General features: G+C 24.7%; 28 protein-coding genes, 1 tRNA gene, 1 rRNA gene and 1 pseudogene. 6 read left to right on the top strand and 25 right to left on the bottom strand.

The window, feature by feature from the left end; translation table 11 throughout:
• Nucleotides 1-5: 5 nt before the first annotated feature.
• The 5 genes from ABXT56_RS00940 to ABXT56_RS00920 all read left to right on the top strand — a co-directional run bounded on the left by ABXT56_RS00940 (nucleotide 6) and on the right by ABXT56_RS00920 (nucleotide 1932).
• On the top strand, nucleotides 6-746 hold the full coding sequence (locus ABXT56_RS00940) for an inositol monophosphatase family protein (RefSeq protein WP_415300409.1): 741 nt from the start codon (nucleotides 6-8) through the stop codon (nucleotides 744-746).
• Nucleotides 747-781: 35 nt separating this feature from the next.
• Nucleotides 782-1012: a 50S ribosomal protein L31 gene (gene rpmE / locus ABXT56_RS00935; RefSeq protein WP_415300407.1), complete on the top strand. Its 231-nt coding sequence runs from the start codon at nucleotides 782-784 to the stop codon at nucleotides 1010-1012.
• Nucleotides 1013-1600 carry a cell cycle transcriptional regulator TrcR gene (locus ABXT56_RS00930; protein ID WP_415300405.1) on the top strand — a complete coding sequence of 196 codons (588 nt, stop codon included), beginning with the start codon at nucleotides 1013-1015 and terminating at the stop codon, nucleotides 1598-1600.
• A 53-nt stretch (nucleotides 1601-1653) separates the two neighbouring features.
• Nucleotides 1654-1848, top strand: coding sequence for a 30S ribosomal protein S21 (gene rpsU / locus ABXT56_RS00925; RefSeq protein ID WP_006997326.1), 195 nt, complete (start codon nucleotides 1654-1656; stop codon nucleotides 1846-1848).
• Nucleotides 1849-1855: 7 nt separating this feature from the next.
• A tRNA-Met gene (locus ABXT56_RS00920) sits at nucleotides 1856-1932 on the top strand.
• A gap of 29 nt (nucleotides 1933-1961) precedes the next feature.
• On the opposite strand, the gene ABXT56_RS00915 is transcribed toward ABXT56_RS00920, so the two are convergent.
• The 10 genes and pseudogenes from ABXT56_RS00915 to rrf form a co-directional block, all read right to left on the bottom strand.
• On the bottom strand, nucleotides 1962-3425 hold the full coding sequence (locus ABXT56_RS00915) for a hypothetical protein (RefSeq protein ID WP_415300403.1): 1464 nt from the start codon (nucleotides 3423-3425) through the stop codon (nucleotides 1962-1964).
• Nucleotides 3406-4806, bottom strand: coding sequence for a class I SAM-dependent methyltransferase (locus ABXT56_RS00910; RefSeq protein ID WP_415300402.1), 1401 nt, complete (start codon nucleotides 4804-4806; stop codon nucleotides 3406-3408). Before ABXT56_RS00910 ends, ABXT56_RS00915 begins: the two co-directional genes overlap by 20 nt.
• Complete coding sequence (locus ABXT56_RS00905; RefSeq protein ID WP_415300400.1) at nucleotides 4796-4990, bottom strand: hypothetical protein; 195 nt, start codon at nucleotides 4988-4990, stop codon at nucleotides 4796-4798. Before ABXT56_RS00905 ends, ABXT56_RS00910 begins: the two co-directional genes overlap by 11 nt.
• 34 nt (nucleotides 4991-5024) lie before the next feature.
• The gene (locus tag ABXT56_RS00900; RefSeq protein ID WP_415300398.1) at nucleotides 5025-5723 is read right to left on the bottom strand and encodes a transaldolase family protein; all 699 of its coding nucleotides are present in this window, start codon (nucleotides 5721-5723) and stop codon (nucleotides 5025-5027) included.
• Between the two features lie 6 nt (nucleotides 5724-5729).
• The gene (locus tag ABXT56_RS00895) at nucleotides 5730-7127 is read right to left on the bottom strand and encodes an NAD(P)(+) transhydrogenase (Re/Si-specific) subunit beta (protein WP_415300396.1); all 1398 of its coding nucleotides are present in this window, start codon (nucleotides 7125-7127) and stop codon (nucleotides 5730-5732) included.
• Between the two features lie 7 nt (nucleotides 7128-7134).
• Nucleotides 7135-7431, bottom strand: a pseudogene (locus ABXT56_RS00890) (proton-translocating transhydrogenase family protein); the annotation flags it as partial.
• A 4-nt stretch (nucleotides 7432-7435) separates the two neighbouring features.
• Complete coding sequence (locus ABXT56_RS00885; protein ID WP_415300394.1) at nucleotides 7436-8524, bottom strand: NAD(P) transhydrogenase subunit alpha; 1089 nt, start codon at nucleotides 8522-8524, stop codon at nucleotides 7436-7438.
• Nucleotides 8525-8533: 9 nt separating this feature from the next.
• Entirely contained in the window at nucleotides 8534-8644 is a 111-nt protein-coding gene (locus tag ABXT56_RS00880; protein ID WP_415300393.1) for an aa3-type cytochrome c oxidase subunit IV, read from the bottom strand.
• Between the two features lie 5 nt (nucleotides 8645-8649).
• Nucleotides 8650-8775 carry a type B 50S ribosomal protein L36 gene (ykgO, locus tag ABXT56_RS00875; RefSeq protein WP_006997331.1) on the bottom strand — a complete coding sequence of 42 codons (126 nt, stop codon included), beginning with the start codon at nucleotides 8773-8775 and terminating at the stop codon, nucleotides 8650-8652.
• Between the two features lie 11 nt (nucleotides 8776-8786).
• Nucleotides 8787-8901 (bottom strand): 5S ribosomal RNA (gene rrf / locus ABXT56_RS00870).
• Nucleotides 8902-9072: 171 nt separating this feature from the next.
• Here rrf and ABXT56_RS00865 point away from each other — a divergent pair.
• Nucleotides 9073-9747, top strand: a complete 675-nt coding sequence (locus ABXT56_RS00865) for a glycosyltransferase family 2 protein (protein ID WP_415300392.1) — start codon at nucleotides 9073-9075, stop codon at nucleotides 9745-9747.
• Nucleotides 9748-9749: 2 nt separating this feature from the next.
• Here ABXT56_RS00865 and ABXT56_RS00860 read toward each other — a convergent pair whose 3' ends face one another.
• From ABXT56_RS00860 to ABXT56_RS00790, 15 genes are all read right to left on the bottom strand, one after another.
• On the bottom strand, nucleotides 9750-10631 hold the full coding sequence (locus ABXT56_RS00860) for an NAD-dependent epimerase/dehydratase family protein (protein ID WP_415300391.1): 882 nt from the start codon (nucleotides 10629-10631) through the stop codon (nucleotides 9750-9752).
• The gene (locus ABXT56_RS00855) at nucleotides 10628-11572 is read right to left on the bottom strand and encodes a GDP-L-fucose synthase family protein (protein ID WP_415300390.1); all 945 of its coding nucleotides are present in this window, start codon (nucleotides 11570-11572) and stop codon (nucleotides 10628-10630) included. The genes ABXT56_RS00860 and ABXT56_RS00855 overlap by 4 nt, the downstream gene beginning before the upstream one ends.
• The gene (gmd, locus tag ABXT56_RS00850; protein WP_415300388.1) at nucleotides 11569-12612 is read right to left on the bottom strand and encodes a GDP-mannose 4,6-dehydratase; all 1044 of its coding nucleotides are present in this window, start codon (nucleotides 12610-12612) and stop codon (nucleotides 11569-11571) included. The genes ABXT56_RS00855 and gmd overlap by 4 nt, the downstream gene beginning before the upstream one ends.
• Nucleotides 12613-12621: 9 nt before the next feature.
• Nucleotides 12622-12927 (bottom strand): FkbM family methyltransferase, encoded by a 306-nt coding sequence (locus ABXT56_RS00845; RefSeq protein WP_415301366.1) that lies wholly within the window; start codon nucleotides 12925-12927, stop codon nucleotides 12622-12624.
• Nucleotides 12928-12941: 14 nt separating this feature from the next.
• Nucleotides 12942-13349, bottom strand: a complete 408-nt coding sequence (locus tag ABXT56_RS00840) for a hypothetical protein (RefSeq protein ID WP_415300386.1) — start codon at nucleotides 13347-13349, stop codon at nucleotides 12942-12944.
• The gene (locus ABXT56_RS00835; RefSeq protein WP_415300384.1) at nucleotides 13349-15007 is read right to left on the bottom strand and encodes an LIC_10190 family membrane protein; all 1659 of its coding nucleotides are present in this window, start codon (nucleotides 15005-15007) and stop codon (nucleotides 13349-13351) included. The genes ABXT56_RS00840 and ABXT56_RS00835 overlap by 1 nt, the downstream gene beginning before the upstream one ends.
• A 4-nt stretch (nucleotides 15008-15011) precedes the next feature.
• Nucleotides 15012-15803 (bottom strand): glycosyltransferase family 2 protein, encoded by a 792-nt coding sequence (locus ABXT56_RS00830; protein WP_415300382.1) that lies wholly within the window; start codon nucleotides 15801-15803, stop codon nucleotides 15012-15014.
• Between the two features lie 4 nt (nucleotides 15804-15807).
• Nucleotides 15808-16842, bottom strand: a complete 1035-nt coding sequence (locus ABXT56_RS00825) for a hypothetical protein (RefSeq protein WP_415300380.1) — start codon at nucleotides 16840-16842, stop codon at nucleotides 15808-15810.
• A complete protein-coding gene (locus tag ABXT56_RS00820; RefSeq protein WP_415300378.1) occupies nucleotides 16839-17588 on the bottom strand; it encodes a glycosyltransferase family A protein in 750 nt (249 codons plus the stop codon). The genes ABXT56_RS00825 and ABXT56_RS00820 overlap by 4 nt, the downstream gene beginning before the upstream one ends.
• A gap of 24 nt (nucleotides 17589-17612) precedes the next feature.
• Nucleotides 17613-18284 carry a VTC domain-containing protein gene (locus tag ABXT56_RS00815; RefSeq protein ID WP_415300376.1) on the bottom strand — a complete coding sequence of 224 codons (672 nt, stop codon included), beginning with the start codon at nucleotides 18282-18284 and terminating at the stop codon, nucleotides 17613-17615.
• Entirely contained in the window at nucleotides 18262-20919 is a 2658-nt protein-coding gene (locus ABXT56_RS00810) for a hypothetical protein (protein WP_415300374.1), read from the bottom strand. Before ABXT56_RS00810 ends, ABXT56_RS00815 begins: the two co-directional genes overlap by 23 nt.
• A 9-nt stretch (nucleotides 20920-20928) precedes the next feature.
• On the bottom strand, nucleotides 20929-21651 hold the full coding sequence (locus ABXT56_RS00805) for a DUF4956 domain-containing protein (RefSeq protein WP_415300372.1): 723 nt from the start codon (nucleotides 21649-21651) through the stop codon (nucleotides 20929-20931).
• A gap of 136 nt (nucleotides 21652-21787) precedes the next feature.
• The gene (locus ABXT56_RS00800; protein ID WP_415301364.1) at nucleotides 21788-22498 is read right to left on the bottom strand and encodes a glycosyltransferase; all 711 of its coding nucleotides are present in this window, start codon (nucleotides 22496-22498) and stop codon (nucleotides 21788-21790) included.
• A gap of 282 nt (nucleotides 22499-22780) precedes the next feature.
• Entirely contained in the window at nucleotides 22781-23287 is a 507-nt protein-coding gene (locus ABXT56_RS00795; protein WP_415300370.1) for a glycosyltransferase, read from the bottom strand.
• 5 nt (nucleotides 23288-23292) lie between these two features.
• Nucleotides 23293-23865 carry a hypothetical protein gene (locus tag ABXT56_RS00790; protein ID WP_415300368.1) on the bottom strand — a complete coding sequence of 191 codons (573 nt, stop codon included), beginning with the start codon at nucleotides 23863-23865 and terminating at the stop codon, nucleotides 23293-23295.
• Between the last annotated feature and the right edge of the window lies 1 nt (nucleotide 23866).

The following is a 23866-nucleotide window of genomic DNA, read 5'->3' as shown; positions in this document are numbered from 1 at the left end:
ATTTTATGCAATCAATATCAGCCAATCTTAATATAATGATCAAGGCTGCTGAAAAAGCATCCAGAGCTTTAATTAGAGATTTTGGAGAAATAGAAAAACTTCAAGTTTCAGTTAAAGGGCCTAAAGATTTTGTTTCTAATGCTGATCTAAAAGCTGAAAAAATAATTATTGAAGAGTTAAAAAAAGCTAGACCTTATTACTCTATCATCAGTGAGGAGGATGGTTCTGAGATAAACAAGGATAAGAATAATACCTGGATTATAGATCCTATCGATGGAACTACTAATTTTTTACATGGGGTTCCCCACTTTGCAATATCTATCGCTCTAAAATCTGGAGACGAAATAGTTTCTGGATTAATTTATGATCCCATAAAAGATGAAATGTTCTATGCTGAAAAGGAGAATGGTGCTTTTTTTAATAATCAAAGAATTAGAGTTTCAAAAAAAAAAGAGCTTAATAGCTGTTTGTTCGCAACAGGTGGTATATCTAAAGATGAAGTTGATCTACCTCTAAGAAAATCTGGAAGTGCAGCCCTTGATATTGCCTATGTTGCCTCAGGAAGATATGATGGTTATTTCCAAAATGACCTCAATCTATGGGATATAGCAGCAGGTATAATTATCCTAAAAGAGGCTGGAGGCATCATTAACGAAATAAACCTTTCTCAAAATAAAAATATCCAAATAAGGGCCTCGAGTATGGCAATTAACGAAAAAATGCTTAAAAAATTAAAGAACTTTTAATTGTTTTATAAAATTCTTTTGCTATAAGTCTCGATATGAAAAAAGACATACACCCAAACTACCACACAATTAAAGTAGAAATGACTGATGGAACTCAATTTGAAACAAGATCAACTTGGGGTAAAGAAGGAGAAATTTTAAAATTAGAAATTGATCCAAAATCCCATGCTGCTTGGACTGGTGGAAAACAAAAGTTAATGGATAAGGGTCGTGTTAGTAAATTCAATAAAAAGTTCCAAAATTTCAGATCAGAAAAGAAAGATTAAATGTCAAACGTACCATTAATGCCTATGGCAACTGCTGTTTGGTTAGTAGAAAATACTACACTAACTTTTAAACAAATTGCGAAGTTTTGTAATCTACATGAAGTTGAAATTCAAGGTATTGCAGACGGTGAAGTCGCAAAGGGAATTATGGCATATAATCCAATCATTTCAGGCCAACTTACTAGAGAAGAAATTGAATTAGCTTCAAATGATGAAAATAAAGAACTACAGATTAAAAATACGGACATCGAAATATCAACAGAAGATAAAAAAATTAAAAAATATATACCTTTGTCTAAAAGACAAGATAAACCAGACTCAGCATTATGGTTGATTAAACATCATTCTTTATTAAAAGATTCTCAAATTGCAAAATTAGTTGGAATTACCAAAACTTCAGTTACTTCAATTAAAAATAAAAGTTATTGGAATTATAATAATTTAAATCCTAAAGATCCTGTTGCATTAGGTCTTTTTTCTCAAAAAAATCTAATTGAGGCTATTGAAAAAGCTGAAAGAAGAATAAAAAGAGAAAAAAAAGAAAAAGAGAAAGCAAAAAAGTCCAGAGAAGTTTCAAATAATGAATAAATTTAATAGACATCAAAATTTTATAGTGATAATTAATCTTTTTTAAAATATTTATGAAAATAGAAGTTAAAGACAATAATATTGAACAGGCTCTAAGGGTGCTTAAAAGAAAACTTCAAAGAGATGGTTTTTTTAAAGTAGTGAAATTAAAGAGTGTTTACGAAAAACCTTCTGAAAAGAAAAAAAGAATATTACAGGAGAATATTAAAAGAGTAAAAAAGCTTAACAAGCTTAAAAATAGAATTTAAATATTATCGCGGGGTGGAGCAGTCTGGTAGCTCGTCAGGCTCATAACCTGAAGGTCGGCGGTTCAAATCCGTCCCCCGCAACCAATCTTAGCAACACTTTTGTAGTACAAGAATTATTTTAAATTAAAGAATAATTCATTAATTGAAAATTTTTCTTTTATTATATTTGCACTTTTAAAACTTTCCTTTTTTTTATGAACAAATATTACATTATTTTCTTTTTGAGATGGGTCTATTCTCGAGTCATGATCAGAAAATATAATTATTTCAAAATTTTTAAATTCAGAAATCATTTTAAGATTTTCAAAAAATTCATCTAAATATTTTATTAAACAAATTTTTTCTAAACTATGCTGCAATCTTTTTTCTTTAATAGACATATTGTTAAAATTGGTAGCTTTGTTTCCGTCATATTCACAATTTTTTTTAAAACCATAAGGTATATGTGGAATTAAAATATGAGAGAAAAATAAAGTAGATGTTTTATTATTTTTAATATTTTCAAAAAGTTCATTAAATAAATATCGAATAGAGGCTTTTTCTCCAGCTGGATCAAGCCTTGTATCTATGGCTCTTATTTCAACAAGAATTCTCCAAATCAAATGACTTAGCACTGATCCATTATTTCGATAATTAGAAACATAGTTAGTTAATTTGGTATCTTTAAATCCATCTAAAAAAGTTAAATTTTTATTAAATGGATTAAATTGATTGCAAATTATAACTTTTGGGTGATCACAAAAATTCATATACATCGACTGTTGGACCACAATATTTTTATTATTCTCAAGATCAAAAAATTTATTTTCTATTAAATCTTTTACTATGAAATAATTTTTTGATTTTTTTAAAAAATGAGTTTTTTTTTCTATATCAATATTAGTATAACTCTGTTTATTTGTTATAAAATTAAGAACCGAAGATAAAGATTGATCCGTGCTTTTAAATAATGAGAATGCATTTGTGTAAATATCAAATTTATTTTTTAAAAAAAAATTTATAATATGTTTATTTATATATTCACCATTTTTGATTTTTGAATCTAAACTATTTAAGCCTGACATTTCATCAAAAATAAGTACTATTTTTTTATTTATGTTATCTTCTCTAACTTCTTGTTTTTTAAAAGATAAATCTGTAGTAGGAAAATTAGAAAAATTTTTTGAATTTTCTATTATATTAAAAATAAAAATTGTGATTAAAAATGAAAATAAAATTTTTAAACCATTTTGTTTTAATGAAAAAATAAATAAACTTAAAAAAATTATTATTACTATCGAGAAGTAAACAGACCTATAATAGGGTGTGAAGGTATATATAAATGTAAAATCTTGAGAAAAAATCCATAAACCCAAGTTTTGATCAATGGAATAAAAAGTAATTAGACTTATCCAAATATATATTACACTTGAATATGTTTTTATATTCAGTCTTAATATTAGCTGATGGGCTAAAATTGGTAGGACTATGAATAATATAGATAAATTAAAAAGGTCAGTTATTGCTAAGTTTGATTTAAAAATCCAAATTGGAAAAATACTTACAACGCCATAAATATTATAAAATTTCGTATTCATAAAGAATTCTTTGTGAGTCTGCTAATCTATATTTATTTACAATTTTAGTTTTAATTGATAATTCTTTTTCAAAATTTTTTTCTGAGTAATCTAGATAAATATCCTCTTTCGTGGATAGCATATCTTGAACAGTCTCATCTTCTTTAGGTATAAATTCTAAAAGTCCAAATTTTCCAAAGTCAATTATCCAATCAATAAATTCATTAATCGGTACATTCTTACCAATAATAAGATGGTGTTCAATTGCCAAAGCTATTACAGCATTACATTCAAATCTTTCTTTAAAACCTTGTCTTTCTAATTGTCTCCATCCTTGATTTGGACTGGGATTTGAGAGATCAATGAAAAGTGGTAGTAAATTTAAATTATTTTTTTTTGATATTTCATAAGTATTTGATATTGCGTTTATATCAAAATCAACAGCAACAACTTCTTTTGCCCCACTATCTAATGCTATCTTGCTGAATTGTCCATTATTACAACCAAGATCTATCAACTTTTGTGGTTGGATTTTTTTCACGAACTGTGAAACAATTTTTTCTTTTTCAGATAAACTTTTTTCACTATAAGTATTATTTTTTTCATATTTTCCCCAAATTGATTTATTTTTTTTAAACTCTAATTTTGATATCCATGACTTAAATTGGTTCAACATAAATAAATAAGAGGTTTTTTTAAATTTTTTTAATCTATTCTTTTTTTCTCTAGTAGCTTTTGGATTTTTTATATCTTGTTGTAAAAATTTTGATTGCAAAACAACATGGGTAAATACATTAAATGAAATTTTATCCATAAAATTTAAAATTTTATTTAACAAAACTGTATCTAGCCCCTCTATAGATCCTCTGAAAAAATTATTATGTTCTATATTTTTTAAATGTCCTATTAATAAGGGGTTTAAAAAATTTTCACAAAATTGCTTGTAACCATTCCAATATTCACCATCTTCGTATTCTTTTAATGACATGATATCGATGAAAATAGGCCTCCCCTTATAAAATTGAATATTAAAAGCTGAAGAATCTCTCAAAACACAATTTGATTCTAATAAAAATATTTGAAAATTTAAATGGTGAATAGCAGCGTCTTTTAATTGATTAAACGTCCATTCATAAGGATAACTAATAAAACTTATTTTTTTTGCCTTTAAGACAATATCATAGTTTTGAAGTTGTTTTGGATATAGTTTTTTTTCTAATATATCAAAATCTATTAAAAAACCTTTGTCTATCGAATTTTTGAAAATATTTTTTTTCTTTAAATTATTAAAATTTTTTTCTGCTACTTTATTAACTGTTCTTAAGATATTTCCATTTGAATGATAGACGGAACCAAAATTATCTCTAAATGATGAAGACTCTTTAAACGTATCATTTTGCATCTTCGTCTTTTTTTTTATCTTTTTTAAAAAAATCTTTTATTTTTTTCCAATAAATAGTCGCTGTAGTTCCTACTGTTGCTATAGCTCCAATAATTGCTTGAATTATAATACTTCCTGAGCCAGGATCAATATAAGCCTGTGCATCGAACGTTAATAAAAAGAATATAAATAAAAATTTAACCATTGTTATATGTTGCTATAATAATACTTTTACTAAATCAAATTATAAATTTTGCTTTTTTTGTGTCTATTAGAAATGCTTTTACAGTTTCTTTTGTCAATTGATTGAATGACTTCCCAAAATTTTCTATTTTTTCTATAGTTGATGGTGGAATAGTAATTATATGACATCCAAGTTGTTTGGCCTGTAAATAGTTATAGGGTTCCCTAACACTTGCCCAAAGTATTTCCACATTTTTAAATTTTTTTGCTATTGCTATACTTTTTTTAAATTCTGGAACTGGATCTTTTCCAGTATCTCCAGCTCTTCCAGCAAATATAGAAATAATAACTTTAGAATTTTTATTAATTAATTTGAGTATTTTTTTGGTTTGACTAGCAGTGTATACTGCTGTGATATTAAGTTTTATTTTTTTACTATTTAATTCTTTAATAATTCTTCCAGTGAATACTCCTTTTGAATTAACTACTGGAATTTTTACATAAACATTTTTTCCCCATGTGTTTATTTTTAAAGCTTGCATTTTCATATCTTTATACTCATCTGCAAATACCTCAAGAGATACTGGTTTATTATTACATATTTTTAAAATTTTTTTCGAATAGGATTTATAATCTTTGGCTCCAGCTTTTCTCATTAAACTAGGGTTTGTTGTAAAGCCTTTTACTATTTTCTTTTTATTAAATTTTCTGATTAAATCTAATTCTGCAATATCACAAAAAATTTTAGTTTTCATAAAGTTTTAAAGATTTCTAGTTATATCTTCGGTCATTTTTTTTGCATCTGCAAATAGCATTAACGTATTTTCTTTATAAAACAAATCATTGTCAATACCAGCATAACCAGGGGACAAACTTCTCTTTACAAATAATACAGACTTACATTTTTCGACATCTAAAACAGGCATTCCATAAATTGGACTTTGTGGGTCTGTTTTTGCAACCGGGTTTGTCACATCATTTGCTCCTATCACAAAAGCAACATCTGCATTAGCAAAGTCATTATTAATCTCTTCTAATTCAAAAACCTCATCATAAGGTACATTTGCTTCTGCTAATAATACATTCATATGTCCTGGCATTCTTCCTGCTACTGGATGAATTGCATAAGAAACTTTGATATCATTTTTTTTAAGTGTATCTACCATTTCTCTTAAGGCGTGCTGAGCTTGAGCTACAGCCATACCATACCCTGGAACTATTATGACTGAGGATGCATTTTTCATTAAGAATGCTGCATCTTCTGCATTTCCACTTTTGACGGGCTTTTGTTCTTTATTAACTGAGGATGAAGATTGTTCAGTTGCACCAAATCCACCTAAAATAACATTAAAGAAAGACCGGTTCATGCCTTTGCACATTATGTAAGATAAAATTGCTCCTGAAGAGCCAACTAAGGCCCCCGTAATTATTAATGCAGAATTTTCTAATGTAAAACCTATTCCTGCAGCTGCCCATCCAGAATATGAATTTAACATTGATATGACGACTGGCATATCTGCGCCACCAATTGGAATTATTAGTAAAAAACCAATCAAAAAAGAAATAGCTAATAATATCCAAAATAAATTTGAAGATTGAGTTGAACATAAAAAATAAACTACAAATAGTATAGAAGTCAATATTAATGCATTAAGTGGATGCTGACCTTTAAATGTTATTGGAGAGCCAGACATTATTCCTTGAAGTTTTAAAAAAGCAATTATTGAACCAGAAAAAGTTATTGCACCAACCGCAGCACCAATTGACATTTCAATTAAACTTCCAATTTTAATATTTCCTGGCGATCCAAGATTAAATGCTTCTGGATTTAAAAAGGCTGATATTGCTACAAATACTGCCGCTAGACCTACAAGACTGTGAAAACCAGCAACAAGCTCTGGCATAGCTGTCATGGGTATTTTATACGCTATGAAGGCTCCAATTAGACCACCTATTAAGAGAAAAATTAAAACATAAATAAAACCATTTGAAAAATTTCCAATAGACAAAAATGTAACTGATATTGCAATTACCATTCCCAAAATACCAAAAAAATTACCTTGCCTAGATGTTTCTGGCGATGACAATCCTCTTAATGCTAAAATAAATAAAACACCTGAAATAAGATAAAAAACTGCTGATAAGTTTGCTGATATCATTTCTTACCTTTTTTTTTTTATACATGGCAAGCATTCTTTGAGTGACTAAAAAACCTCCAAAAATATTTATTGCTGCTAAAGATATTGCAAAAAATCCAAAAATACTTGAGGTGTTAAAAATATTTTCAGAATTTCCAGCTAATCCGGCAATGATGGCTCCTACTATTATTACTGATGAGATTGCATTTGTTACAGACATTAGAGGAGTATGTAATGAGGGTGTTACACTCCAAACAACATAATATCCAATAAAAATTGAAAGAATAAAAATACTTAATCTGAATATAAAGGGATCTATTTCCATAATTTTATTTAATTAATGTTTTTTCTATTATTTCATCTTCTAAATTAATGTTAATTTTTTTATCATCTTTATTGTACAAATTTACAACAAAATTAAACACATTTTTAGCATATAAACTTGATGCAGATATTGGCAACTTATTTAAAATATTTGTTTCACCTATGATTCTCACTCCATCTCTATAGATTACTTTATCTACTTCAGAAAAAGCTGTATTTCCCCCTTGAGCTGCTGCTAAATCATAAATAACAGATCCAGTTTTCATATTTGAAATCATTTTCTCTTTAATAATTACTGGTGCTTTTTTTCCAGGTATTAAAGCAGTGCATACTACAATATCAATTTTTTTTAAAGTTTCACCCAAAAGCTCTTCTTGCCTTTTTTTAAAATCCTCTGAAGCTTCTTTTGCATATCCTTCTTCTGTTTCAAGATTTTCTGTACCATCGACTGTTAAGAATTTTCCACCTAAACTTTCAACTTGTTCTTTAGATGCCATTCTTACATCTGTAGCAAAAACAATTGCTCCCATTCTTTTTGCTGTTGCAATAGCCTGTAATCCAGCAACTCCCGCACCAACAACTAAAACTTTTGCAGCTGGAATTGTTCCTGCAGCTGTCATCATCATAGGTATAGCTTTTTCAAAATTTGCAAATGATTCAATAACTGCTTTGTAGCCTGCAAGGTTTGCTTGGGATGAAAGTATATCCATTGATTGTGCTCTTGTTATTCTTGGCAATAATTCTAAGGAGAAAACATTAATATTATTTTTGACTAAATTTTTTATTTTTTCTTTATTATTGTAAGCATTAAACACACCAATCAATGTTTGGTTTTCTTTTATAAGTGAAATTTTATCCTCTGTTAACAAACCTAATTGAACAATTATATCTGCACTTTTTATAATTTCTTTTTCTTCTCTAGATATTTTTGCACCTAGTTCTCTGTATTCATCATCTCTAAAACCTAAATGTTCACCATAATTTTCAGGTAAAGACACTTCAAAACCAAGAGTTATATATTTCTTTGCAATTTCAGGGGTGATTGCAATTCTTCTTTCAATTTTTTGATCTTCTGAAACTGAAACAATTTTCATAAGTAAACTTTATAGCAAGAATATTGCCATTAGAACTAAAACTGCTATAACCGCGACAGTTCCCCACAACACAAATTTAGTGAAATTAATCCAAGCATCTTTATGGTTTTTATTATCCATAAAAATTACTTCTGTCTTGCTTTAAACTTTGGATTGGTCTTATTGATTATATAAACTCTTCCTCTTCTTCTAACTAACTTAGAATTTAGGTCTCTTTTTTTTAGTGATTTTAATGAGCTTTTTATTTTCATAATTTTTTTTTAGCCGGCAATGTCCTACTCTTCCGTGTCTTAAGACAAAGTACCATTGGCGCTGAAGGGCTTGACTTCCGAGTTCGGAATGGGATCGGGTATTACCCCTTCGCAATAATCACCGGCAGGGAACTTATATATAAAAAAAATTCGTTGTAAATAATATATATTACTAAAAAATATACATATTTCCATGAATTTGGGGATAATTTACTGAAATTTAACAAATTAGAGTTAGAATTCATTTTTATATTTTATATTTTAATTTTCATCTATAGATGCATAAAAATTTACAAAATGAACAAAAATAAAATATCAATCATTATTCCATGTAAAGATGAGCGTTTAAGTCTTAACAAAGTTTTAGGTGAGTTAAAAAAGATTCAATTTATAGATGAAATTATAGTAGTTTTGGACAGCACAAAAGACAGGTCTCTAAAAATTGTTAAGAAAAATAAGTGTAAATACATTATTCAAAAAAATAAGGGCTATGGTTCTGCTATAGTTGAGGGTTTTAAGAAAGCTAAAAATAGTTATGGTTGTATATTTAATGCTGATCATTCATTCATACCTAAATATTTAGATGAAATGCATTCTCTATCAAAAAAAAATGATTTTATTTTTGGAACTCGTTATAAAGGAAATTCTGGCAGTGATGATGATAGTCTATTAACTTTTATTGGAAATAAAATTTTTTCTTTTATATGCAGAAATTTTTTAAATATAAGATTAACTGATGTATTATACACATATGTGCTCTGTAACACAAAAAAATTTAATTCTATTAAGTTTAAAAGTTCTGATTTTAGACTGTGCATTGAACTTCCTCACAATGTAAGCAAAAAAAAATTTAAGTACACAGAAATTCCAATGTTTGAGAGAAAAAGATTTGCTGGTACAAAAAAAGTCAACGAATTTAAAGATGGTTTTTTAATCTTAATAGAAATAATTAGAAGTTTTTTTAATAAATAAAATTAATTCTTTTCAATAAAATTTTTAATATATCTTTCCAGTGAAATATTTCCAAATTTCTTAAAAACTTTATTAGATAAATTTAAGCTTGTTAATGCTGAAGCATATCTTTCTCCTTTTCTTGGAGCTAAAAATCTTATTCTAGAATTGAAAAGTTTTGCAACTTCCATAATTGTAAAATTTTTTTTACTAGAGATACTGTAATGTCTACATTTATTTTTTTTCCAGGCATCATAACAGACTTTAACAGTATCGAATATATGTGTAAATTTTCTTGATTGTGTTCCAGGTTTAACAATTGGTAGTGATTTTTTATTTTTATAATGATTTTCGAATATTCCAATTACAGTTGCCATATCTCCTTCACATATCTGATTGGGACCATATATATTATAAAAATAAATTACTTCATATTTCATTTTAAACCAATTTTTTAGATTTTCGAGTAATTCTAAATTTTTAGATTTTGTAAAAGCATAAGGTGATAGATTTTTATCTTTTCCATTGTTGCCTAAAGACGCTGATGTTGCTGAGTAAATAAGTTTAATATTATTTGTTAAACAAAAATTAAAAACTGCGTGAGATCCAATAGAATTTGATTCTAAACACTGATTCATTTTTAAAAAACTTTGATAAATTCTAGCAAATTCCCCAAAATGAAAAATAGCATTAATTTTGTTTCTGTTAAATTTTAGTATTTGAGAAATATTTTTTGTGTTACCTTTTTTATAAATAACTCTATTATTTTTAATATGGTTTTTTTTTGTTCCAGAAGAATAGTCATCAATACTTATAATCTTATATTTTGTTTTTTTTAAAAAAAAATCAATAAGATTTGATCCTACAAAACCAGCTCCTCCAGTAACAACTATATAATCTTTCATTTTTTCTCTATTTGGTTTAAATATGAACTATATGTTTCTAAAATTTGTTTTTTAAAGTTTACGCTTGGGCTCCACCCATATTGTCTGGCTAAAGATATATCAAGAACTTTTCTTCGTGTCCCATTTGGTTTTGACAAATCGTACTCAATTTTAATTCTTTTGTTGGGTAATAAAACTTTTAAAAAAATTTCTGCATATTTTTTTATGGAATAATCTTTTCCACTACCAATATTAATTAGTGAATGCTTTGTCCTAATTTTCATGAAATGTACACATGCATTAGCAATTTCATCTACAAACAATATTTCCCTTTTGGCTTTTCCATTGCCCCAAAGTAATAATTTTTTTTTATTTGTTAATTTAATATTGTGTATTTTTCTTATTAACGAAGGTATGAAATGTGAATTTAGAGGGTGATAATTATCATTTGGACCAAATGTATTTGTTGGCATTAAGCACTTGTAGTTAGTTTTATATTGATCATTGTAGCTTTCACACATTTTAATTCCTGCTATTTTAGCAACCGCATAAGCATCATTGGTTTTTTCTAATTTTCCATCCAATAAATACATTTCTTTGATTGGCTGCTTAGATAATTTTGGATAAATACAACTAGAACCTAGAAAAATTAAGTTTTTAATACCGCACTCAAAAGCTGAATGTATTAAGTTTGTTTGTATCATTAAATTTTCATAAATAAATTGAGCTTTATATTTGTTGTTTGAATAAATTCCTCCAACTTTTGCAGCAGCTATAAAAATAAAATCTGGTCTTTTTTTTTTAAGAAAGTCTAAAACTTTTTTTTGATTTAAAAGATTTAGTTTCTTTTTATCTTCTGTTATCAAATTTCTATAGCCTTTTTCTCTAAGTTTTTTTAATATGGCACTTCCAACTAAACCTTTATGGCCAGCAATATAAATTTTTGATTTTTGGTTAATCATTTTTCTAGATTGAGCAACTCAGATCTGACCATTTCTTTTACCAAAGTTTTAATGTCTGTTTTGGCTTTCCAGTTTAATTTCTTTTTCGCTTTTCTTGAGTCTCCTAGAAGTGTATCAACCTCAAGTGGTCTATAATATTCCTTACTACAAGCAACAATACATTTACCATTTTCTGTAAAACACTTGGAATTTTTTCCTTTGCCCTTCCATTTAAATTCGATTTTTAGTTCATTTAAAACAAGTTCTACAAATTGTTTTACTGAATATTGTTTTCCAGTTGCAATTACAAAGTCATCTGGTTTTTTTTGCTGAAGTATTTTCCACATCGCCTCAACATAGTCTTTGGCATGCCCCCAATCTCTTTTAGCTTCTAAATTTCCAAGATATAATTTTTTTTGTAAATTTTTTTTTATTTTACATAAAGCAATTACGATTTTTCTAGTTACAAATGTTTCGCCTCTTCTAGGACTTTCGTGGTTAAATAATATACCATTAGATGCAAAAATATTATAAGCCTCTCTATAATTCACTGTTATCCAATGAGCATAAACTTTGGCCACACCGTAGGGACTTCTTGGATAAAATGGTGTGTTTTCATTTTGTGGAGTCTCTAAAACACGACCAAACATCTCTGAGGTTCCAGCTTGATAAAATTTAATAATTTTTTCATAGCCATGAAATTTGATGGCCTCTAATATTCTTAGTGCTCCAATAGCGTCTGCGTTAGCTGTATATTCAGGCACTTCAAACGAAACTGCTACATGAGATTGAGCTGCTAAATTATAAATTTCCGTAGGTTTAATTTTTTTTATCAGAGAAGAAACTGATATTGAGTCAGTTATATCACCATAGTGAAGTGTAAAGTTTCTATTTTTTTCAAATGGGTCTTGGTAGATATGATCAACTCTTCCAGTATTAAATGATGAAGATCTCCTCTTAACACCATGGACTATATAACCTTTGTTTATCAGAAATTCAGATAAATATGATCCATCCTGACCTGTGACTCCAAAAATGAGAGCAATTTTTTTCTTAGCCATAGTTTACTCTTATATAGTTTTTTTATATATATAGTCAAAAGATTTTCTCAGAGGCATCTTAATTTTAAATACTTTATGGAATCCTTTTGATTTCAAATAATCATGAATATCTGAATATTTGTAATTTTTTTTTATCATGTTGTCATAATGATGCTCAAAATAGATAAATTTTATCTTTGATATCTTCTGTTCTAAACCTTTTAATACTTCAAATTCATAACCTTCAGTATCTATCTTTAAAATATCTATATTATTAATTTTTTTTTTATCAATAAAATCAGCCAATTTAATTAGTGAAATTTTTGTTTCTCTAATAGTTGATTTATGTTTTAAAAAAAAAAGGATAATATTTTATTTTTTTTTTTATAATAAGAAGAATTTAAATCAATAATATTAAAAGTAGACGAATTGCTATCAGGTAATTCATAAAAAATATTTTCTTGATTTGAGCTTCCTATTCCATAATTAAAAATTTCAATATTCGTTGAGTAAAATTTTTTTTTTATTTTTTTAATTTTAAACTGAAGTTCTTCAAAAGTTTTTGGACTTGCTTCAAATGAATAAATATTCTTAATTTTAAAGAAACTTAAAAAGTCTTGGATCGTTTCTCCTTTGTGAGCACCAATATCAATCAATATATCTAAATTATTATTTAAATTATTCTTGAAAAAAAAAATTATCTTTTTTTTATAAAAAAAATCTACTATTTTTAAAATTAGATTAAATAAAAATTTCACTATTTCTTTCTATAATAAATATTAAAATTATTCATATTTTTTAATTTAACATTCATATCGTTGCACTTATCATTATTAATCATTACTAAACATTCATTAATGTTAGTAATTTTTTTAAATATACTAAAATTCTGTTCTTCTGATCTATAAAAAGCTTTGGTAAAAATATTATAATTGTATACATGATACTCTTTATAAATTCTTGAAACATTTCTTGATGAAAAAATAACTAAAGTTAAAATAATTAAAAAATAAATTCTTTTCTGTAATTTTAATTTATTAATTGAAAACCTACTTATCAAAATAGCAATCGGTATAAAAAATATTAATGCTATTAAATGATACCCACCATATCTTAATGCTGGATGAAAATAAAACCACTCTATAATTAACAAAATTAAAATTGAATATAAAAAATAAAACTTTGGCTTAATATTTTTTTTTTTATTTTTTGTATAAAAAGCAAGATAAGTAATTAAAATCAAAAATAATAATCCTAATAAAAAATCTGAAACCTTATTAAAAAAATATTCATCTATCCAATTTGAAACCCAATTAAAATTTTTAATATATGTCTCGGGGTTTTCTACTCGGAATGTTGGACCAGCACCTGCTTTTGACCATTGTTGATACCAATTGTGCATTAACTCAACTTCACTCAAGGGTATTGACCAAGAAAAACTATCAAAACATAATATTTTAACTGGATATATTATACACCCAGTATTAAAAAAATTAATAATAAACAAAAAACAAATCATTAAAAAACATAGATATAAAACCTTATGTTTAATAAAAAAAATTACTGAAACTTTATTTGCTAGCAGTATTGTTAAAAGTGGAAGAAACAATAAAGTATAAAGAATATAAAAAGGTTTTAATGAAATAATTAAAGAAATAACAATAAACAACTTTAATAAATGATTTTCATTAAAATTGTTTTTTAGATTAATATAGTAAAATAACTCGATAACTAAGATAAATATTAATACCATTGCAGATCTATCTGTGCCATGCTCAGCTAATCTATAAAAGAAAACGTTGATAAATAAGAAAGATAATAAAGATAAATATAAAACAAAATTAATTTCATTTGATTTTATGCATTTTTTAATTCTATCGAGTAAAATCAAATTACCAAAGCCCATGAAAAAAACTGGCGATAAATTCAGTAAATATAAATCTGATTTTGGAAGATTAAATAATGACGACAGATAAAAAATTGATGAATGAGTTCTAAAACCATGATTAAAATTTCCTAATCCAATAACATTTGAAAATTCTGTTATTAAATGAGTATAAGGAAAATGATAATAAGGAAAATCATCATGATTCTTTGCAGAAAGAATAAAGAGAATAAATACTGAAAAAATAATTGTGAGAATTTTTATATCCTTTTTGAAAATTTCATCATTTTTATTAAAATATAAATTCATTAATCCTAAAATTAAAATAACTAAATTAAATATTTGGGTATGAGCAATAAAAAAATTTGATATATATGAAATTAGTATAAGTAAAAAAATTCCAAAAATACCTATATATCCAATTCCAATATTGTCATCCTTTATAAAATATTTTTTTAATAATAGGCCGTATCCAATGATTGAAAAAATAATAAGCCAATAATATGATAAAAGAATTAAAAACGAATGCATTAAATCAATTATCCTTTAAAAAATTAGAAAATAATTTTGTAATAAAAAAATCATAATCTCTATAATAATTAATATTATTTATTTGATAAATATCTTTTATGAAATTATGAGCCTCCATTCGTCTTAACCACCATTTTTTTGAAAATTTTTTACTATTAGACATTATTCCATCACTCACTTCTCTATAAAATGTTAAATAATCATCAATGATCAAATAATCTTTTTTTATTTTTTGTGAAAAAAAATTTATTTTTAGATCAATCTCAACTCTTGGATAATTTGTAAATAAATTTACTTCAAGGCACTCTTTAAAAAAATCTCGTCTTAAACTTATTCCACTAGTTGGTATTGTTGATGGCCAAATATATTTATTAGTTTTATTTTTTATTTTTATTGGTTCTATATTTTCTTTTTTTTTTATCCTTGGAATATCAAATAAAGTTTTTAATTTTTGATTTTGTAAAAATTTTTGAACAATCACATTAACTTTTCTTGGAATAAAATAATCATCACTATCTAAAAAACAAATTATCTCACCTGATGAAATTTTAAAAGCCTCAATAAGAATATCCGTTTGATTTTCTGCTGCAATTAAACTAACTCTTTTTTTTACTTTAGTATTAATTTTATCTGAATATGATTTAAGAATATTCAAAGAATTATCTGTTGACATATTATCATAAACTATAATTTCAAGATTTTTATACTCTTGGGTAAGACATGAATTAATGCATTCTTCTAAATATTTTTGCTTGTTAAAATTTGAAATTAAAACTGAAACTTTAGTATTATTCATTAAATCAAAATTTTGTTATTTTCTTTTTTACAAGATGGTATATTAACAGATACATTATAACATTTACTGTTAATCCGGTTAATAGAACTTTTGTATCATTAAAATATTTGTAAAAAATTAAAAAAATTATGAAGTTGAATAAGTTAATTAAATTAGCAGAAAATGAATTAACTATTTTTTGATCTAATATTTCTGAATTTATAAAAAATTTATAAATTATTTGATGTAAATGTTTTTGGTCAGGCATATGTATTTTTTTTTTTAAATTTGATCTTCTTACTATAGAAAACAAATTTTCAAATGCTGGATACCATAACAAAAGACAAATTAAATAAGGTGAGACTGACTCATTTTTAAAAGAAAATTCTAAAACAAAATATGCCATATAAAATGATATCAAGTAAGACCCAGAGTCACCTAAATATAATTTTCCAAAAAAATTAAAGAAATAAAGAATAATCAAAAATATTAGTAATAAAATAATATTAAAGTTTATAATTAAATCGTGATTATTAGATAAGATTAGTAAAAAAATGCAAACCAAAATATAATAGCCAATTACAAGTGTATTGAGGCCATCTAAAAAATTACTACCATTCACTAAAACTAAAATACAAAAAGTTGTAAATATTATCGATACAGTTTTAATAGACAATAATTCATTTAAAAAATTAATCCTTAAATCTATTAAAGATAAATCCACAAAGGTAATAAAACTGATAAATATTATTAATTGAAATATGATCCTCATTGTTGGAGATGAAATTTTATTATTGTCCGAAAATATACCTAAGGTTAACAATAAAAATCCAAAACAGTTTAGATACATTAAATCTTGAAAAAAAAATAACGCACATGTAAAAATTATAATGCCGCCACATAAAGGTGGTGATTTATGAATATTGTGAATTAATTTTTTATGATTAGAGTATGTTTTGTCATCAATTAATATTTTATTTTTCGTAAAAAAATATAAAAAAAAGTAAGTAATAACAAGGCTAGTTATTGCAACTAAAAAAAAGTTGTCTACTTGGATCATAAATATCTTTTCAGAATAAAATTTAAGCTCAGTACAATCGTTAAAAATATAGACTGTAAAATATTAAATTTTAAATAAGTATTATAAACTTTATATGCATCTTGTAATTTTTGCACCGTGGAACTTGACAATGAATTTTGTGTTTTTTTCCAAGACACTAAAATTGAATTCATTCCAAGCATTTTAACTTTTTTTTTCGATAATATTAACCATAACAAATAATCTTCTTTAGTTTTTAAGTTTTTAAACTTATTCTTTTTTAGCAATTTGTGTCTTACCATAACTGAAGACAATCCAATATTACATGAATATAATAGTTTTCTATGATTTATTTCATTAGGTGCAAAAATTTTTTTGACCACTTTATTTTTAATGTTAACTATTTGATATGATGTGTAGCTAAAATCAATTTTTTTTTCTTTCATAAATTTTAATTGTTTTTTTAGTTTATCTTTATGCCAGATATCATCTGCATCTAAAAAAGCTAAATAAGATCCTTTTGATTTTCTTATGCCTCTATTTCTTGAAAGTCCTACCCCCAAATTTTTATTATTAATTATGATTTTTTTTTTTTTAATTCTTTTTAAAGATTTTATTACATGTGATAAATCTGTTTTATCAGGATCATCATAAATTATTATTACTTCAAAATTTTTATATGATTGATTTTCTAATGAACTGATTGTTTTAAAAAAATAATCTTTTTTTTTATAAAAAGGGATAATGACAGAAATCAAATTTTTCATATTCAAATATCTAAATTATTTTAGTTATTTAATACCTGCCTCTTTTAAAGATAAATATCCAGAAACATATTTAGAATTTTTTTGGAGTCTAAAGGGATTTTTTTTTTGAAAATTTTCTTTTCTAAATATAAAATCTTTTTCTGATGGATATTTGTATTCCATAACATCCTGTCTTAAATATATTTTTTTACCTAAATTAAAATTCCCGAAAATATCACTTACAGTTATAGCTGTATCAACTGTGGCTCTATAATTTTCACATTTACTAAGAAAATAGTTTCTAAGATATCTAATTTTTAAAATTGGTTCCATCGGTTGTGATGCTCCATTATTTAGCACTAAAAAATTCTTTTTCAAAAAAACTTTTAGTTGTACAAAGCTATTAAAAGTTCCCTGGCTCACAATTTTTTTTTTATTCATCATGTTATTTTTATACTTTGTCTCCAAATTTAAATTGATTTTTTGACCATCATACCATCTTAGCCTTGTTTTTTTTCTAATTGAGATACCACTTAAGTTTTCCGAAAATGCATCATGCATGAAATTATCAAAATAAATCGAATTAACATATCTTGACTCAAAAGCTTTTTTGAAAAAATTTTTTCTTAAAAAATCCGAAAAAATATATGCATAACCTTTTTCAATAACATATTTTCTTTCAAACCTAAGAGAACTATCTAATTGTTTTTGTACCATACTCATTTCCATATAATTTTTTTTTTATTAGATCATTTTTAAATTTGTCAGTTATTTTATAATTTGAAATATTTAGTTCATTTTTATCACCCACTAGATAATTATAAGTATTTTGTGTTTTATGTATTTTCAGCTTAGATGCTCCAAACTCTAATTTTTTATTAAACACAGCTATGTCAAGTTTGACATTCTTTGACACTAGTTCATTTAATTCAATTGTTGATGAATCTTTTACTGCGACTCCGATTTCACTATCAAATACTTTGATTGTTTTAATATAGCCAAAAGAATTTTCACCTGCACTAAAAGCTTTATCTCCAGCTTTTTTTACCAATAACAAGTTTCCATTTATTTCAACACCTGAGATGTCTAGACAGTCATTGATTATATTTTGACAAATTATCTTATCAAATTTTAAAGTACCACCATCAACATCTAAAGCATCAGATTGTGAATTTTTGATAACTAAATTATTTATATAGCTATTTGAGTCTATAATATTAATAGCATCTTCTGAGGATGAATTTACAATTGATGTTTCATTTATTATATTTTTTGAATTTATCAAATTAACACCACCATAAAGTTTGTACCCTGTCAAATCAGGATATAGTAAATTCTTAATTGATAAATTTTGAGATTTAAAATTTCCATTTAGATGAATTAATGATCCATTCTTTTTTCCATAACCCAAAATTTTTACTGGATATTTTTTTGTTCCTAAAAAACTCAAATTTGCTTCAGAGAATAAAATTGCATTGTTGTGAAAATAAATTGTTTTATTTTCACCAAATGTAATATTTAAATTTTTTGGTATGTATATATTTTCTTTAATATGAATTTCATCATCAACAGGATAATAAATTTCATTTTCTTTTTTTAATTCTGTTATTTCATTTAATTTTTTTAATTCACTAAAAATTATTGGTTTGTAATACCTTTGTGTTTCATATTTTTTTGATAGATCTACTTCTAAAAAAGTATCATTTAAGTCATACAATAAAACATTTTTCTTAATTTTGTCACATTTTTCTATTTTATAAAAATTTCTACCTTTTATCCAAAGTTCTTCTTCTAATCCATTATTACAAAATAATTTAATTTTAATAGGAATATTTGTTGTAGTTGAATCGTAGTAAAGATTATTTTTTACTAAAGACAATTTGTACTTATGTTGTTTGTTTTTTGAAAGATTAAAATTTTCATAATATTTTATTTTTTCTTTAATATAATTTGCTCTATCGTAAATATTTTTTTTATCAAATACATAAGGTGCTAATCCTATCCAATTAATTTTATCTACTTTTGAAAATTCTGCATAAATTGCATTATTTATCTTTGCTAATTCTTCTTCATGTTTTTTAAAAAAATTATCTAGGAAAGTTTTATCTGTTAGTTTACTTAATGTTAGAAAATATGTTTTGATGAATTCTTCCCTAATTTTATTATCTTTTGTATAAAAAAATTTTAAATACCACTCTTTATTATCACAAATAAATGAACAATTGGGTTTCGGGCTTAAGAAATCATATATTAAAAAATTTTTAAATGTCCCGGCGCCAACATGGGCATCATAACCAATTGGCTCAAATTGAGCAGTAGTTGGATTATAATAAAAGTTAACACTTTTAGATAATGATCCATGATAACTTTCCATCAAATCAGTTACCGCAAAATATTTTGCCCATTTTTTCCAAGCAAATGAATTTTCATACATAAAATCTTTCTCTCTAAAGCTATTAATTATTGAATAAGCGCTAGATAAAAGTTCAGGATTTTCTTTTATCCAGTATTCCTCAGAATGCGCCTCAAAAGCATGTTCAGGAAAAATTTCAGATAAAATTTCGTCTGCATTTAATATTGGTCCATTTCTTTTATTGTGTCTTTCTATTAATTCTTTACTCATTCCCTCTTCAATTACATAAAGTGTTGGCTTAGCTCCATTAATTGATAAGTTTTTAAATAAGTATTTTAACGATATGTTGTTCACTTCTTCTTGTAATTTATGAAACAAATATTCATAACTGTAATTTCTCAGTAAAGGTTTCTGAAGATTAAATTCCTCCATTCCATATATTCTTTTTTCACCTATCACATCTATTTTGTATGAAATTGCTTTGCTATCAAAATGATGGAGCTTTCTAACTCCTTTGGCTCTAATTTTAATTGGAAAACTCTCTTCTAAAATATTGATTTTAGCTTTTCCCATTTTTTTAATAGTTTTTTCATTATGTTCGCTTAAACCATGTCTTATTAATCTTTGACTTTCAATTAATAGAATATTTTTTTGATTTATTGATAAATTAATTAAATCTATATCGTTGCCCATAATTTTAGTCTTTACACCTTTAAATGTAACTATCATGTAGTTTTTTATATTTTTAATATCAAAGCCAGTAGCTTTTTGCTGTTCAGTGTTTATTCTCTCTAAAATTTTTTTTGGTGGATAGGTTTTACTTAATTGGCTTGATTGATAATAAATAACAATTAGTAATAAAAAAGCTAACTGCGTTAAGATCACTACAAAAGAGAGATTTTTGATATATAAAAATATTTTTTTTAAAAAATGTATCTTTTCTTTACTTACAATATTTTTTTTTTTCTTTTTATTAACATTGATATGAATTTTGATCATATAACATTTTTATTCTATAATTTTAGAATTAGAATAAAATGAAATTTCGACACCTTTATCAGGTAAAGTTTCAGACATTTTGAGACAAGCTATGTAGGCTTTTTTATTTTTAAATTCTACCCAAAAAATATGTTGTGAAAGATTTTTTTCAAAGAATGAGGATTTTAAATTTAGATAATTTGTAAATTTTTCATATCTTTTAATTATATCTTCAATTGATAATCTTTTATTGGTTATATTTACTTTTAAAATATTATTACTACCCAAATTAATATTTTCTTTTTCTTTTGTTCTTTTAAATGCAGACTGAATATATAAGATAAAAATTATAACTAATGTACTGGCTGTAGCAATTATAATTTGATTGGCCCCTGTTGCTATACCAACACCAACACAGAAAAATAGATATACCAATTCTTCAGGTTCTTTAATTGCAGCTCTAAACCTTACTATTGATAAAGCTCCCACTAAACCAAGTGATAGTGCCAAAGAAAATTTTACTACACTTATAACTAAACATGTAATTACTGATAATGGGATAAATACATCAGAAAAATAATCTTTATTACTAAGGCTTTGAGAATTAAAAATATAAGATTTTTTAATTAAGTATGACAGTACTGCCGCTGTAATCAATGAGGTTATAAAACTTGATAGACTGATCTCTACAGATGAGTTAAGAAAAAGTTTTTCAATTAATTGAGTATCAAATTTATTTACTGTATTTTCCATTATAAAATATTAAAGTGATATATTAGTTAAACATAAATATCTTATTTTATTGATTATACAATTTTTATTTTATTTTCTTTGTTTTTATATTTAATTAGTTTTTATCTTATAAATTGATATTTTTGACTTATTGCTATTATTTAAAAATATTAATAACTTTAAAAACACATCTACCAAAAAATATAAGCAATAAATCAAAAATACTTTGTTTATTATCAAGTCTGATTTTTAATTCCATCATTAATCTATCAAAAAATCCTAACGTACTAGAAAATCCACCATCTCTAAATTTACCCAATACTTCTGTTCTTGATGTTCTAACTCCAAAAAAAATATTTTTTTTTATTAATCTATAAAAAAAATCATAATCATTTGAGTGTCTATATTTTGTGTTATACAGACCAATTTTATTATGAACTTTTTTTTTAATAAAAAAACCAACAGAGTGCGAGGGATAGATATTAAACCTCCATCTTATTAACTCTGGTCTAAAACCTGAATATATTTTTTTTTTTAATACAGTTCCAAATACATAGTCAATTTTATTATCTGAAATAAAATATTTATTGATTATTTTTAAGGCATTGGGATAAAAAACATCATCAGAATTTAATATTGATATAATCTTACCTTTTGAATTTTTAATCCCTTTATTCATTGCATCAAAAATACCCTTGTCTTTTTCGCTTAACCAAAAACCTATTTTTTTTTCATATTTTTTAATTATTTTAAGAGTTTTATCTTTGGACTGATTATCAATTATTATTATTTCATAATTTTTAAAACTTTGTTTGAAAATACTTTTCAAACATCCTTCTAGATATTTACCAGAGTTATGCGTTGCAATAATAATCGAAATTAATGGTTTTTTGTGATTACTAAAAGATTTTCGATCTTTTTTTTTTTTAAATCACTGTTCTTTTTAGTATTCTTTTTTAAAGTTTTGCTCACTATGACAAAAAATCTAGTAATCTAATTATTTTATATTAGGTTAGTTTAAATTATAAAAAATAACTTTTATATTAAAAATAACTTTTAACAATAAATTTATTTTATATAAAAATATTTAAGATATGATTTTTTTAGATCACTTATTAAATCTTGGTTTAAAATGATATTAATAAGAAAGTCATAAACTATCAATCAAATTTTCATATTTATTAACACATTCTTTTACTGAAAAGTTTGTAAGATTTTTTTTTGCATTTTTTGTTTTTTCTAAAAATAATTTATCATTATTCAAAAAATTCAAAATTAAAGATGATAAGTTTTCAACTTTATTTAAATCAAACAGATATCCATATTTATTGTTCTTTAGAATATCAAATACTCCACCATGACTTTTTGAACAAACTACTGGAACATTATGATTTAAAGCTTCAACAACTGAATTCGGAAAACCCTCAAAAAATGAACAATTTATAAAAAGGTCAGATTCTTTTAGATATTTTTTTACATCTTTTTTAAAATTCAAAAATTTGATTTTATGTGATAATCTGTTTTTAGAAACGAAAGCGTTTAATAAAATTTTTTGAGGTCCATCTCCAATTATTTTTAAAATAATATTTTTATCTTTAATAAAATTGATCGCTTTCAATAAATATAAAATATTTTTTTCCCTGGAAAGTCTCGACACAGCTATTAAGTTTTTAATTTTTCTATTTTTTTTTTTTTTGAAGAATTACTAGGTATAAATGATGGAGAAAATATAGTATGAACTCTCAGTCCTATAATTTTTTTAAGATCTTTCGATGATTTAGTTGAATTTGTAACAATTGCATTTGCTTTTTTATAAAAAAAAATAATCAATAGCTTTATAAATTTTTTTTTAATAAAATCTAAAATACTAAAGTAAATGTCTAATTCCTTTATTGCTGTTCTTTCAGACACTATTAACTTTAGTTTTTGAATATTTGAAAAAAAAATTAAACTTAAAACATTTGTATAATGAATATTTGAAATAAGAATCTTTTGAGTATTTGTCTTTTTGATCAAAATATTTCTAATATCTTTTATAGCAAAAATTAGTTTACTGTAATTTAGCTCATAGATTTTAATTTTTTTATGTTTTAACTCTCTTTTAAATTGACACTTTCCTAAACAAATAATATTTTTATTATATTTTTTGTCATCTAATTCTATAAGGATCCTTTTAATAGATTGTCCCGCTCCATAAGTAAAAACAGGTAATAAAAAAAAAATATCTTTTTTCATT

Source organism: Candidatus Pelagibacter sp. Uisw_134_02, assembly GCF_047720265.1.
Lineage (GTDB): Bacteria > Pseudomonadota > Alphaproteobacteria > Pelagibacterales > Pelagibacteraceae > Pelagibacter.
Note: the sequence above shows the minus strand (reverse complement) of the source record. Positions and strands in the feature narration are given on the sequence as shown.